Raw genomic sequence first — 12926 nt, forward strand, 5'->3', positions numbered from 1 at the left:
ATGCGTACTGGGCAACCGAACCAGCCAACCGGGGGAACCGCCAGCGAGCTGCTACGGATCAGCGAACTCCGGGTCGATTTCGCCACCGAACATGGCTGGGCCAATGTGCTCGGCGGCGTGTCGCTGGATATTCACGACGGTGAGATCGTCGGGCTGGTCGGCGAATCCGGTTCAGGTAAAACGGTGACCGGATTGTCGATCCTCGGTCTGGTACCGAGCCCGCCCGGTCGCACGTCGGGTGGCCATATCTGGCTGCACGACGAGGACCTGACCGAAGTCGCCGAACCAAGGCTGCGGCAGATCCGCGGCAACGAGATCTCCATGATCTTCCAAGAGCCCATGACGAGCCTGAACCCGGCTTTTACCGTTGGCGACCAGATCTCCGAGACCTTTCGACGACATCGTCGAGCCAGCCGCAAGCAGGGCACCCAACGGGCGGTCGAGGTCCTTGATCTGGTCGGGATTCCGAATGCGGCGACGCGAGTCCACGCGTACCCACACGAGTTCTCCGGCGGGATGCGCCAGCGGGCGATGATCGCCATGGCGTTGTGCTGTGACCCCCGGTTGATCATCGCGGATGAACCGACAACGGCGCTGGATGTGACCGTGCAGTCGCAGATCCTCGATCTGCTCCGTTCGATGCGCGCCGAGATCGGCACCGGCATCCTGTTCATCACCCACGACCTCGGCGTGGTTGCCGAACTCTGCGACCGCGTCGTGGTGATGTACGGCGGCGAGGTGGTGGAAACCGCGCCCGTCCACGACCTGTTCCAACTACCGCGCCATCCCTACACCGAGGGCCTGCTTTCCGCCATGCCGCAGTTGGGCTCGCGTACCGCGAAGCTGGCTTCCATTCCTGGCCACACGCCCGAGCCATGGGCGATGCCGAACGGCTGCCGGTTCGGTCCACGGTGTACCTATCACCAGGAGTCCTGTTCCGAGAGCCCGGTCGCGCTCGAGTCAGCCGGTACCGAGCGCCAGGCACGCTGCGCGCGACTCGCCGAACTCAACCTACGAGGTGCGTCATGACCGCTTCGGACACTGACCCGCTGGTTCGGGTGCGCGGGCTGAACGTGACCTTTGCGCAGAAACGGTTACTCGGCCCGACCCGCTCGGTGCGTGCCGTGCACGATATCGACTTCGATATCGGCAGAGGCGAAACGCTTGGCCTGGTCGGCGAATCCGGATCCGGTAAGTCCACGACCGGGCGGGCGTTACTGCGCCTGGTCCCTGTCGAATCCGGCAGCGTCCAGTTGGCGGGGCAGGAACTCACCAAACTGCGCGGCGGCGAGCTACGCAAGCTCCGTGCCGCGATGCAGATGGTGTTTCAGGATCCGTACTCCTCGCTCGACCCATCGACCACGGTTGGGGCAAGCATTACCGAGCCGTTCCGGGTACACCAGGGTCTTTCGCGTAACCAGGCGTGGCCACGCGTGCTCGAACTCCTGGAGCTTGTCGGCCTGCCGGCGAGCCATGCGAACCGCTACCCCTACGAGTTCTCCGGCGGGCAACGCCAGCGCATCGCGATCGCCAGAGCACTGGCCCTGCACCCGAAACTGATCGTCTGTGACGAGGCGGTGTCCGCGCTCGATGTCTCCACGCAGAATCAGGTGATCAACCTGCTCGAGGAGCTGCGTGCCGAGTTCGAACTGTCCTATCTGTTCATCGCACACGATCTCGCCGTGGTCCGGCATATCGCGCATCGTGTCGCGGTGATGTATCTGGGCAGGTTGGTGGAAGTTGGTCCAGCGGAACGCGTTTACGAGCGACCGGCGCACCCGTACACCGAGGCGCTGCTTTCCGCGATTCCGGTACCCAACCCACAGCGGGCCGGCGAGCGGGAACGGATCGTGCTGCATGGCGATCTGCCCGATCCAGCGGACCCGCCAGCTGGCTGTCCCTTCCAGAACCGGTGCGGCTATGCGATGGACATCTGCCGGGAGTCAATGCCCCCGATGACCGAGGTCGCCGACGGCGGCACCGTGGCGTGCCATTTGCAGACGACCGGGCCACGGTTGGCTGGTGCCGTGCTAAGGGATGCCAACCTCTCGGTGGGGAGTGGCCAATGAGTGGACCGTTCGCCGGGATCACCGTCGTCGAATTTGGACAGTTCGTGGTGGTGCCGTTCTGCGCTCAGCTACTCGCCGACGGCGGGGCGCGGGTAATCAAGGTCGAGCCGCCACAAGGGGATGGCTATCGCGGCTGGCCGGATCCGCTCGCCCCTGGCCTGACCCGACAGTTTCTGATCAAGAACCGTGGTAAGGAAAGTATCGCGGTCAATCTTGGACACTCCGGGGCAAGCGAGGTAGTGGATGCGCTGATCAGCTCCGCCGATGTGGTGCTCGCGAATCTGAGCCCCGCGGCGATGGTTCGCCACGGCCTTGACTACCCGAGAATCGCGAAGATCAACCCGAGGATCGTTTACGGCACGGTCAGCGCCTACGGCGCCATAGGACCGGAGGCGGGCAGGGCGGGTATGGATGTGGTGGTGCAGGCGCGCTCCGGTCTGGTGTCCTCGCTTGGCGCCGAACGCGCGGGCGTACCACTACACAGCGAGGTACAGGTCGCCGACTATGCGGCGGCGATGCTGCTCTACGGCGGAATCAGCTCGGCACTGTTCGCGCGGACGCACACCGGCAAGGGGCAGCAGGTGGAGGTATCACTGCTCGGCGGCGCCCTCGCGGTGCAGAACAACGCGCTCGGTCATGCGAGCGATCGAGACCAGTGGCGGACCGAGTTCGTCACCAACCACCTTCCCCGGCTCCGTGGTGCCGGTGCGGACAAGGACGAGATCGGCGCCGCACGCAACCAGCTACGCCCTGACCCGCCTGGACATACCGCGCATTACCGGGTTTTCCGTACCAGCGACGGATATCTCGCGATCGGCGCGGGCAGCCTACCCGCCCGTCGCCGGTTGGTCGAAGCGATGGGGCTGGCAGCAGAACTCGGCACCGGCGATCCGGCTGAGCTCGGCCAGCAGCTGGACACCGCACTGCGGCAAAACACCTCGCGGCACTGGGTCAATCTGCTCATCGACTACGACGTGCCAGTCGCCGAAGTCCGGCATATCGACGAGTTGCTCTTCGACGAGCACGCGCGGGCCGAAGGGCTGATCGTCGACTACGAGCACCCCGCGGCAGGTAGCTATCGCGGCCTTGGCCCACCGATTCGACTCAGCGATACGCCGATGACAACGTCGAAACCCGCCCCATCGTTCGCGGCCGACACCTTGAACCTACTTGCCGAGCTGGGGTTTCCGGCCGCGAAACGCGACTCTCTTTGCACTGAAGGGGTTGTCGTGGACGGCTCCTCGGCACCGTTTCCCGACTGATCAAGGACCGCAGATGCGCTTTGCTACCACCGTTCTGACGCCAGCCGAACTCGAACTACGCGCTCAAGTACGGGACTTTCTCCGTACCGAACTGCCACCGGAACACAAGCCAGGGCTCGGTATGGCGGCCGAGCACGACCCGGAGTTCTCTTGCAAACTCGCGGCGGCCGGCTGGGTCGGTATGGCCATACCGCCGAAGTACGGCGGCAGGGGACGCTCCGTCGTCGACCGGTTCATCGTCACCGAGGAACTGCTCTCCGCCGGTGCGCCGATCGGCGCGCATTTCGTCGCAGACCGGCAGACCGCGCCGGTACTGCTGCGCTACGGAAGCGAAGCGCAGCGCGAATACTTTCTTCCCCGCATCTGCGCGGGGGAATGCTGGTTCTCCCTTGGTATGTCCGAACCGGATTCCGGCTCGGACCTCGCCTCGGTGCGCACCACTGCCCGACAAGTCGATGGCGGCTGGCTGGTCAACGGGACCAAGGTCTGGACGAGCGGGGCGCATAAGAACCACTACTTCGCCGTGCTGTGCCGCACTTCCCCCGCCGATGGCGACCGCCACGAAGGACTCAGCCAGCTCATCGTGGATCTGTCCGCCGCGGGGGTGCGCATCTCGCCGATTCACTTCCTCAACGGTGCGCACCATTTCAACGAGGTGTCCCTGACAGATGTGTTCGTCCCGGACGGTATGGTGCTCGGCCAGCTTGGCTCGGGATGGCAACAGGTGACCTCCGAGTTGTCCTATGAGCGGGCGGGACCCGATCGGTTCCTCAGCGTCTTCACCACATTCCGGCACTACCTCGCCGAGCTGGCGCAACCACCCAGCCCGCAGGCAGCCCGTGCGATCGGTTCGCTCGCCGCGCAGTTCTGGACGATCCGGCAACTGTCCTTATCGGTCGCAAGAGCGCTGGACGAAGGGCGCGCCATGCGCGCGGAACCCGCACTGGTCAAGGATATCGGCACCAGATTCGAGCAGCGGGCAATCGAACTGCTGCGGTCGGTGGCCGAAACCGAGCTTGATCCGGAAAGCGACTCGATGTTCGCACGGCTACTCGCCGAGGCGGTACTGACCGGGCCGAGTTTCACACTGCGCGGTGGCACTACGGAGATCCTCCGTTCCGTTGCGAGGAAAGGACTTCGCGGATGAGCGAGCATCGTGGTTCCATTGCCGAAGCGGTAGCCGGCATAATTGGCGAGCTATCCGGCCCGGAAGCGGTACGGCTGGCCGAACCGCACGGCTGGAACGAGCCAGCCTGGCGCGCGCTTGCCGAGGCGGCGTTCACCACGGTCGCCGTGCCGGAGGAACACGGCGGTTCGGGCGGCGACATCGCTGATGCCTGCGAGGTGCTCACCGCGGTCGGCAGGTTCGCCGCCGCCGTCCCGGTTGCCGAGAACTGCTTGCTCGCCGGCTGGGCACTTTCCTCCGCCGGGCTAGCCCTGCCGGGTGGTCCGGTCACCATGGCGGTCGGGCATCCCGCGGATACCGCCGTGCTGCGTGGGAATACCGCTTCCTGGCGGCTGAACGCGCGGCTGCACCGGGTTCCGTGGGCACGCCAGGCCACGCATATCGCGTTACTCGCGGACCTCGAGGAAGTCCCGCATGTGGTGCTGGTTCCTCACGCTGACGCGGAAATCCAACCCGGCAGCAACCTGGCCGGCGAGGCGCGGGACGGTGTCGTCGTGGACGCGGTGGTACCGCACGCTGTCCCCGCGCCCGCTGGGATCGATACCGGAACGCTTCGCCTGCGCGGAGCGCTCGGCAGGGCCGCCGCGATGTCCGGCGCGCTGGCCAGAATCAACGAACTCACTCTGGCATACACCGGAACTCGCCAGCAGTTCGGCCGCACGATCGACCGGTTCCAAGCGGTGCAACGACATATCGTGCGGATCGCGGAACACGCGAACGCCGCGGCGATCGCCGTGGAAGCCGCCGCGGCCAACGCTCGCCCCCTGCCCGATGTTTTCGACGTGGCCGCCGCCAAGATCGTGTGTGGTGAGGCAAGCGGTATCGTCGCGGCCGCGGCACACCAGGCACATGGCGCGATCGGCATGACCAAAGAGTACGAACTCGGCCAGCTCACCCGCCGGCTGTGGTCCTGGCGTGACGAGTTCGGCACCGAGGCACTGTGGTCGGAACTGCTCGGCGAACAGCTCGCCGCGGCCGGTGCCGCGGCGCTTTGGCCCCGGATCAGCACCGGCCGGGTAGTCGGGAACGAGTAGAGGAGACACAGTTGACGACCGGGAGTGGACTAACCGTCGAGGTACGGGATCGGATCGCGCGGATCCAGCTGGACCGGCCCGCTCGGCTGAACGCCATCGACTCAACCACCATGCGGGATCTCGTCCAGGCATTCGACTCGCTCGGCAGGGACGAATCGGTTTGGGCGATCCTGCTGACCGGTGCCGGGGACCGCGCGTTCTCCTCGGGAATCGACCTACACGAGGTGAACGAGGAGAACCAAGCCGAGCGGTTGGCCGCCATGCCGATGGGCGGCGTGCAGCGCAATATGTTCGAGGTCGTGCTGGAATGCCCGAAGCCGGTGGTTGCCGGGATCAACGGGGTTGCCGCGGGAGCCGGCTGCGAGCTGGCGCTGGCCGCGGACGTGCGGATCGCGGCGGAGCACGCCCGGATCGGACTACCCGAGGCAAAACGCGGAATGGGCGCGAACTTCGGCTGCCAGCTGCTACCCCGGTTGATCCCGAGGGGACTCGCCTTCGAAATGCTCTACACCGGTGAACTGATCAGTGCCGAGCAGGCACTCCACTGGGGACTGTTGAACCGGGTGGTGCCAAGCGAATCGCTTACCGAGGAAGCCCTGGCCATGTGCGAGCGGATTGTCGCGAACGCCCCGATCACGGTGCAGCGGTACAAGGCGATGATCTCGAAGGGTGGCGAGCTGCCGATCGCCTCGGCGTTGCGGCTCAACGTCGGCCCGAACCCGTACACCAGCGCGGACCGCGCCGAGGGAGTCGCCGCGTTCGTGGAGAAACGCCAACCACGCTGGCAGGGACGCTGACCGACACGGAATAGCCAAGGAAGGTGGCGGTTGACCAGGCAACGTGTCGAGGAGTATTTCGCGGCGTGTACCCGCGGCGATCCGGCCGCCGTGCGAGCCCAGTTCCAGCCCGATGCGGTCGTCTACGACCTCAACCACGCTCCGGTGTGGGGCGCCGAGGCGATCGGTGAGTTCTACGCTCGGGTCTGGGCACGCTGGGACGGTGCCAGCTGGGAAGTGAACACCTTCGTCGCGCAGGAAGACGTCGCCGCTGCGGAGTGGACGATGCGGGGCGTCAGCTCTGGCACCCCTTTCGTCGTCCGCGGATCCGAACACTACGAGTTCCAGGACGGTCTGATCAGCCAGATCCGCCAGTACTGGCACTACGACCGGATCGATCCGGGAATCGGCCTGCGGGACTATCCCTATGCGACCGATGAACGCTTCGCGCCTTAGCCACTGAATCCCCGAATCCCGGCTACGCTGTACTCGTCGGCGCACGGCGATCGGATCGTCGACGCACGGCAGCGGAGAGGAGTCGAGGATGTCCCGACACCCGCAACCATCGGCGCGCGAGTACGAACGGCTGTACCAGCAGCGGCGAGCCCCGTGGAACCTCGGTGAACCCCAGCCGGCATTGCGGGAGCTGGTCGAAGCAGGCTGGTGCACCGGGACCGTGCTGGATGCCGGCTGCGGCGTGGGTGAGCTCGCGCTGGCGGTCGCGGCCCGTGGACATCATGTGCTGGGTGTCGATCTCGCGCCGAGCGCTATCCGATCCGCCAGCGAGCAGGCCGTCGCACGTGGACTGTCGGCGCACTTCCGCGCCGCGGACATCACTGAACTCGATACCGGTGGCGAGGTTTTCGACACCGTACTCGACAGTGGACTACTACACAGCCTGCCGGAATCCGTCCAGTCGACGTATCTGGCCGTACTGCGCCGGGTCTGCCGGATTGGCGGCCGAATCGCCGTGCTCTGCTTCGCCGACCGGCCGGATGCGCGGACGCCCGATTCGGGCCGGCTCAGCGAGCGGCGACTCCGCGAGCTATTCGCCGACGGCTGGGCGATCGATGAGCTCGTGCCGGCCGAGATCTTCGGGATCATCCCGGACGGGGTCAGCGAATCCAGCACCTGGCCGCGCGATGCGAAGGGGCGCACCCCGATGACCGGGTGGCGGCTACGCGCACGCCGTGTCGACGATGCGCAAAACCGCGTTACTTAGGGATCTTGCGGTCACTGCGAGTTTTCAAGGAGACAGCCATGTCCGATTTCGAAACCCGTGTCCTGGAAGTGCCGGGCGCGCGCCTGCGTTACGACATCCGGGGCGACCTGTCCAGCTCCGGAGCCGCCGAGCGCGCGCTGTTCCTGATCGGTTCGCCGATGGACGCGGTCGGCTTCCGCACCCTGGCGAGCTACCTCACCGACCGTCCACTGCTTACCTACGATCCCCGGCACGCCGGGCGCAGCGAACGTATCGAGGAAGGGCCAGTCAGCCCGGAGGTACACGCCGATGATCTGCGCCGGATACTCGACGATCTGGGGCTGCCGGCGGTGAACCTCTTCGGCAGCAGCGGGGGCGCGCTCAACGGGCTGGTGTTGACCGGCAACCACCCGGAGCGGGTGCGCACCCTGATCGCGCACGAACCTCCCTCGGTGTCCGTGCTCCCCGACCGCGCGCGACTCGAGGCCGCCTGCGCCGATATCCACGAGACCTACCAACGTGCCGGCTTGGGCGCGGGGATGGCCAAGTTCCTCGAACTGACCAGCCATTCCGGCGAGCTGCCCGCTGACTGGCCGGATAGGCCGGCTGCCGATCCAGCACGGTTCGGCCTGCCCACCGAGGACGACGGCAGCAGGGACGACCCGATGCTCGGTTCCCTGCTGACCGTGCCGTGCTACGAGCTCGACTTCCCCGCCCTCGCCGCCGCGCGCACCACCATTTACCTGGCTTCGGGTACGGAGTCCGCCGGCCAGCTCACCGAGCGCGCGTCCCGTGCGATCGCCAGCCGGCTCAACGTCACGCACGTAGTCTTCCCGAGCCACCACGGCGGATTCCTCGGCGACGAGTACGGCATGCCCGGCGAACCCGCCGCGTTCGCCAGCAAGCTCCGCGAACTACTCGACCACGGCGAACGGCGCCGAACGGCGTAACTGGGGGCGGCACGCGGCGCACGGAGCTGATCATCCGCCCCGTGACGTTGCCCGCGCTGGGTAGGGTCACCGGGGTGCAAGCACCGCAGGACGGCCTCGAGTCCTATCCCCATCCGCTGGTCCGCGAGTTGGAGCCAAACACCATCCTGCGGATGCCGTCGCTTTCGAACACCCTGCAGCCGTACCTGCCCCGCGAGGTGGACGCCGAGCTGGACCTCGCGCTCGGCCAACCGGGTGCGGTGTTGATCGGCACGCAGGACTTCTCCGGAGCACGCCGAACGGCTTACGAGGCCCTGCTGCGCAATCTGGCGAACACCACGTTCACCACGAATATCGACGAATCGATCAGCGGTGTCGCTGGAGTCGTGCTGTGGATGGACTATCACGGTCGCAGCCGGGGCGCGCTGGAAACCGATATCCCGCTGCTGCATTCCTGGCTGCGCGGCCCTGGCATGCGGTGGATCATCGCGATCACCGACTACCTGGATCTACGCTGGATCGACGATGCGGCCCTTGCCCCGCTGAATCCCACAAAAATCGCCATACGGCAGCGGTTGACCGCGAACGAGCGGTCCGCACTCGCGGATCGCGACCTCGACGACGTAGAAACCGTCGCGGATCTGTATGCGGCTGAACAGAGCCAGGCGGGCATGCTCGACGACACGAACCCGTCGGGCGTCGATGACTCACAGCCGAGCAGGCACAGCCCCGGATACCGCGCGGACACCGATGCCGGCCCCGATCACCTCGGGATCAGCACTGACGTGCGGATGCTCGCCGATCTCGTAGCCTCCAGGCAGATCGTCCCGCCACTGTCGATCGGCCTGTTCGGCAGCTGGGGATCCGGCAAGAGTTTCTTCATGCGCCAGATGCGCGAACGGGTTGATCAGCTCGCCACCGCCTCGAACTTGGCGGAACGGCAGGCTGGCCGGCGTGGCCCCGCGGTTTCCGCGTACTGCTCGGCAGTACGGCAGATCACGTTCAACGCTTGGCATTACGCCGAGACAGACCTGTGGGCCAGCCTTGCCACCCACCTTTTCGACCAGCTCGCTGCCGTTGACTCCACCGCCGAGTTGCGCCGGTACGCCCATGAGCTGGCCCAGCAACGCCAGGCGGAAACCTCCCTGCTCGAGCAGCTGAGCTCAGTGCGGGTGGAACGGATGTTGCTCACCGCGCAGCTGGAACGCGGTCAGCCAGCCGCCGGTGACGCGAGCGCGGGCGACCCAGCTATGGCAACGGCCGAGTTCACCGCCGCGCTGCGTGCGGAGCACTGGTCAACCGGCCGTGGCATCCCGCAACCGGGCTCCCTCGACGAGATGCGCGAGTTCATCGCCAGTAGCACCGGGCCACGCGCCAGACTGCGCAACTTCGGCTACCGGTTGCTGCGCAGCCGGGTCACCATCAGTATTGCGCTGCTCGGCGCGATAACCACCGTGCTGTTCGTACTACTGTCCCAGTCGGCGGTGTGGCCAGCGGTCAGCGCGGGAATCACGCTGCTCGGCTCGACGGCTCCGGCGATACACGCGGTAGGCGATGCGGTACGTCGCATCCGCAGTACGGCCGAGCGGATCACCGAAAGGGCCGAGCACCCGGCGCGTACCAGGTTGGCCGAGCTGGAAGCCGAGCAAGACCGTCTCGAGCAGGCGATCACCGAGCTGAGCCGTACCGAGAACCTGGTCGACTATGCCCGATCGAGGGGCCGCACCGGGGATTACCAGCGACAGTTGAGCACGATTTCGCTGCTGCGGCGAGATCTTGAGGTGTTCGCCGGCCTACTTGCCGCCGAACGAGACGACCCGGCACGGACCGCGGGCCTGGAACGGATCGTGCTCTACGTTGACGATCTGGACCGATGCGCGCCTTCGGTCGTGGTGAAAACGCTCGAGGCGATCCACCTGCTGCTCGCGCTGCCGGTCTTCACGATCGTAGTCGGAGTAGACGCGGCCTGGCTGCGCAACGCACTGCACCGCCACTACGAGTCCATGTTGGACAGACGGCGAGGCGCGGCTGACTCCGACGGCGCCGTGCACTACCTGGAGAAGATCTTCCAGATACCTTTCGTGCTCGCCCCGATGGGCGAGTCCGGATTCGTCCGGCTGATAACCGAGCTCGGCGCGGAACCCACTGACGAGCCGGCACCGGACCGCCCACCGTTGGAACAGCGCGAACCGCTATCGAATGAATACCATCCGGCGCCCCACTATGCGGCCGTTCCGGAACAGCTCGCACCATTGCCGGAGTACCCGCAGGATATCGGCGACACCGTCCGCGCGGCTGAGATCCAGCTACGGCCGCCTCGGTTGTCAATATCCACAACGGAACTGAGCTTCATTGGCACCCTCGCACCGCTGATCCGTACGCCACGATCGACCAAGCGGCTGATCAACCTATACCGGCTACTTCGCTCCCGATTGGACAGTGCTGAGCTGGCGGATTTCCTCGATGGCACCAAACCGCCATACCGCGCCGCACTGACCCTGCTCGCGATCCTCGTCGGCCCAGCGGCCGCGGCACCCACACTGTTCCGCGCGATCGAGTCCGCACCGCAGGGCCAGACCTGGCCCGAACTACTCGACGAGTTAGCGAACGAACCGGGAGTCGCGCTCGCCCCGGTAGTCCAGCTGCTGCGCGGCGAAGCTCATGTGAATGTACTACCGTCCGAACTTGACAGCTATCAGCAATGGTTGCCGCTGGTGCGCAGGTTCGCCTTCGACGGCCAGCCGGAACAGTTCGAGGAGGGCGCATGAACAGCCAGCCCGAGGTGCGGGTGGTGGACAACCCCGAGCAGTCCAGGTTCGAGATTCACCTGGCGGAGGAACTGGCCGGCCGCGCGGAGTACCGGTTGCGGGACAACCGCGTGGTGTTCACGCATACCGAAGTGGACCAAGCCTTCGCGGGCAAGGGACTTGCCGGCAAACTGGCCAGGCAGGCACTGGACATGGTGCGCGCGGCTGGCCGGCAAGCGACTCCACTGTGCCCGTTCATCGCGGACTACATCCGCAAGCATCCGGAATACCTTGACCTGGTGGATGAGCAGCACCGGGCGGAGCTGGATCAGAACAAGCCGGACCAGTAAGTCCAGAACCGCTGCAGGATCAGCACCACGATCACCAGGAACCAGACGACGAGAGCCACGGAATGGAAGCGCACCAGCGCGCTGCCCACCGTGCCCGCACCGCCGGAGCTGAAGTGTCCGCGCTCCAGGTTGTGCAGCGTGGTGTACCAGAAGATCGGGATCGTCACGGCCCACACCACCATGCAGTACGGGCACAGCGCGCCGATCTCGTACAGGCTCTGGTAGATCAGCCAGTGGATGAAGACCACGCCGAACGTCGTGCCTAGCTGGAGCCCAAGCCAGAACCAGCGCGGCGGGCGGAACCCGGTGAGTAGCACCATGCCCACGGTCACCAGGACCGCGAACCCGGCGACGCCGATGATCGGGTTCGGAAAGCCGAAGGCCTCGGCCTGCGGCGTCACCATCACCGAACCGCAGGACAGGATCGGGCTGATGTCGCAACTCGGCACGTAGCCGGTGTCTTCCAAGCTGGTGATCTTTTCCAGCAGCAGGGCCGCCGCGGCGGCGAGCCCAATGCCGCCGCCGATCACATACAACCAGCCGATGATCCGGCCAAGCGGGCCGCGATCGGTTTCCGATCCGGCCCGCTGGCTCACCTCCGGCTCGACCCCGGTCATTCGTTCAACGCCTCATCGATCTTGCCGCGCAGTTGCTGGGCCACATCGCCGCCCTGCCCGGGTTCGAACTGCTCGCCGTTGATGAAGATCGTCGGCGTGCCTTCGACACCGGCTTCCTGGGCATCCTCCTGGTCCTTCTCGATCTGTTCCGTTACCTGGTCGCTCTCCAGATCCTTGCGGTACTTCGCCATATCCAGGCCGATTTCCTTGGCGAAGCCTTCGAAGGCCTGCTCGCCCTGTTCGACATTGGAATTGACGTTCTGCCCGTCCTCGGCAACGGCCCAGGACTGGTAGTTGTCCATGATCTGGTGATACATCTCGGTGTACTTGCCCTGGATACCGGCGGCCTCGGCGGCGCGCGCGGCTGGCATCGCGAGCGGATGGATGTTTTCCACCGGGAAGTTTCGCGGTACCAGGTTGATCTTGCCCTGGTAGTCCTCCTCGATCCCCTTCATGGCCTGCTGGTAGTACTGCGCGCAGGCAGGACACTGGAAGTCCAGGAACTCGACGACGGTCACCTTGTCGTCTTCCGCTTCGGACAGCGTGTGACTCTTCTCGTTGCGCAGCACTTCGGCGGGCACCGCCGAGCCACTGGTGCTGTTGCCGTTCCCACCGAACAGCAGCACACCGCCGATCACCCCGACCGCCACCAGCACCACGACGATGGTGATGGTGATGTTGGTCATCGGCATCCGCCGCTTGTTCATCACGTTAGATGTCTTAGCCATCACTACCCAATACTTCCACCGAACCGG

The 12926-nt window shown here is 65.8% G+C and carries 13 protein-coding genes; 11 read left to right on the forward strand and 2 right to left on the reverse strand.

Annotated features, from left to right (window positions below):
- The 11 genes from EV191_RS01840 (at window position 1) to EV191_RS01890 (ending at window position 11554) form a co-directional block, all read left to right on the forward strand.
- On the forward strand, window positions 1-1029 hold the full coding sequence (locus EV191_RS01840; RefSeq protein WP_132875028.1) for an ABC transporter ATP-binding protein: 1029 nt from the start codon (window positions 1-3) through the stop codon (window positions 1027-1029).
- Window positions 1026-2069, forward strand: coding sequence for an ABC transporter ATP-binding protein (locus tag EV191_RS01845; RefSeq protein WP_132875029.1), 1044 nt, complete (start codon window positions 1026-1028; stop codon window positions 2067-2069). Before EV191_RS01840 ends, EV191_RS01845 begins: the two co-directional genes overlap by 4 nt.
- Complete coding sequence (locus EV191_RS01850; RefSeq protein ID WP_132875030.1) at window positions 2066-3331, forward strand: CaiB/BaiF CoA transferase family protein; 1266 nt, start codon at window positions 2066-2068, stop codon at window positions 3329-3331. Before EV191_RS01845 ends, EV191_RS01850 begins: the two co-directional genes overlap by 4 nt.
- A gap of 13 nt (window positions 3332-3344) precedes the next feature.
- Window positions 3345-4478 (forward strand): acyl-CoA dehydrogenase family protein, encoded by a 1134-nt coding sequence (locus tag EV191_RS01855; protein ID WP_132875031.1) that lies wholly within the window; start codon window positions 3345-3347, stop codon window positions 4476-4478.
- A complete protein-coding gene (locus EV191_RS01860; RefSeq protein WP_132875032.1) occupies window positions 4475-5551 on the forward strand; it encodes an acyl-CoA dehydrogenase family protein in 1077 nt (358 codons plus the stop codon). The genes EV191_RS01855 and EV191_RS01860 overlap by 4 nt, the downstream gene beginning before the upstream one ends.
- Before the next feature lie 11 nt (window positions 5552-5562).
- Window positions 5563-6348 (forward strand): enoyl-CoA hydratase/isomerase family protein, encoded by a 786-nt coding sequence (locus EV191_RS01865; RefSeq protein ID WP_132875033.1) that lies wholly within the window; start codon window positions 5563-5565, stop codon window positions 6346-6348.
- 30 nt (window positions 6349-6378) lie between these two features.
- Window positions 6379-6783, forward strand: coding sequence for a nuclear transport factor 2 family protein (locus tag EV191_RS01870; RefSeq protein WP_132875034.1), 405 nt, complete (start codon window positions 6379-6381; stop codon window positions 6781-6783).
- Between the two features lie 88 nt (window positions 6784-6871).
- A complete protein-coding gene (locus EV191_RS01875) occupies window positions 6872-7549 on the forward strand; it encodes a class I SAM-dependent methyltransferase (RefSeq protein ID WP_132875035.1) in 678 nt (225 codons plus the stop codon).
- Window positions 7550-7587: 38 nt separating this feature from the next.
- Complete coding sequence (locus EV191_RS01880; RefSeq protein WP_132875036.1) at window positions 7588-8478, forward strand: alpha/beta fold hydrolase; 891 nt, start codon at window positions 7588-7590, stop codon at window positions 8476-8478.
- A 41-nt stretch (window positions 8479-8519) separates the two neighbouring features.
- On the forward strand, window positions 8520-11225 hold the full coding sequence (locus tag EV191_RS01885) for a P-loop NTPase fold protein (RefSeq protein WP_132875037.1): 2706 nt from the start codon (window positions 8520-8522) through the stop codon (window positions 11223-11225).
- Entirely contained in the window at window positions 11222-11554 is a 333-nt protein-coding gene (locus tag EV191_RS01890) for a GNAT family N-acetyltransferase (protein ID WP_132875038.1), read from the forward strand. The genes EV191_RS01885 and EV191_RS01890 overlap by 4 nt, the downstream gene beginning before the upstream one ends.
- Here EV191_RS01890 and EV191_RS01895 read toward each other — a convergent pair.
- Together EV191_RS01895 and EV191_RS01900 are read right to left on the reverse strand one after the other, a co-directional pair.
- Entirely contained in the window at window positions 11533-12171 is a 639-nt protein-coding gene (locus EV191_RS01895) for a vitamin K epoxide reductase family protein (RefSeq protein ID WP_132875039.1), read from the reverse strand. The two genes, EV191_RS01890 and EV191_RS01895, sit on opposite strands and share 22 nt — an antisense overlap.
- The gene (locus tag EV191_RS01900) at window positions 12168-12899 is read right to left on the reverse strand and encodes a DsbA family protein (protein ID WP_243658699.1); all 732 of its coding nucleotides are present in this window, start codon (window positions 12897-12899) and stop codon (window positions 12168-12170) included. Before EV191_RS01900 ends, EV191_RS01895 begins: the two co-directional genes overlap by 4 nt.
- Between the last annotated feature and the right edge of the window lie 27 nt (window positions 12900-12926).

Source organism: Tamaricihabitans halophyticus, assembly GCF_004340875.1.
GTDB classification, from domain to species: Bacteria; Actinomycetota; Actinomycetes; order Mycobacteriales; family Pseudonocardiaceae; genus Tamaricihabitans; species Tamaricihabitans halophyticus.

Excerpts from the sequence above, each read along its gene's own strand:
- EV191_RS01840 (WP_132875028.1), top strand. The coding sequence starts at position 1 with ATGCGTACTGGGCAACCGAACCAGCCAACCGGGGGAACCGCCAGCGAG.
- EV191_RS01845 (WP_132875029.1), top strand. The coding sequence starts at position 1,026 with ATGACCGCTTCGGACACTGACCCGCTGGTTCGGGTGCGCGGGCTGAAC.
- EV191_RS01850 (WP_132875030.1), top strand. The coding sequence starts at position 2,066 with ATGAGTGGACCGTTCGCCGGGATCACCGTCGTCGAATTTGGACAGTTC.
- EV191_RS01855 (WP_132875031.1), top strand. The coding sequence starts at position 3,345 with ATGCGCTTTGCTACCACCGTTCTGACGCCAGCCGAACTCGAACTACGC.
- EV191_RS01860 (WP_132875032.1), top strand. The coding sequence starts at position 4,475 with ATGAGCGAGCATCGTGGTTCCATTGCCGAAGCGGTAGCCGGCATAATT.
- EV191_RS01875 (WP_132875035.1), top strand. The coding sequence starts at position 6,872 with ATGTCCCGACACCCGCAACCATCGGCGCGCGAGTACGAACGGCTGTAC.
- EV191_RS01880 (WP_132875036.1), top strand. The coding sequence starts at position 7,588 with ATGTCCGATTTCGAAACCCGTGTCCTGGAAGTGCCGGGCGCGCGCCTG.
- EV191_RS01890 (WP_132875038.1), top strand. The coding sequence starts at position 11,222 with ATGAACAGCCAGCCCGAGGTGCGGGTGGTGGACAACCCCGAGCAGTCC.
- EV191_RS01895 (WP_132875039.1), bottom strand. The coding sequence starts at position 12,171 with ATGACCGGGGTCGAGCCGGAGGTGAGCCAGCGGGCCGGATCGGAAACC.
- EV191_RS01900 (WP_243658699.1), bottom strand. The coding sequence starts at position 12,899 with ATGGCTAAGACATCTAACGTGATGAACAAGCGGCGGATGCCGATGACC.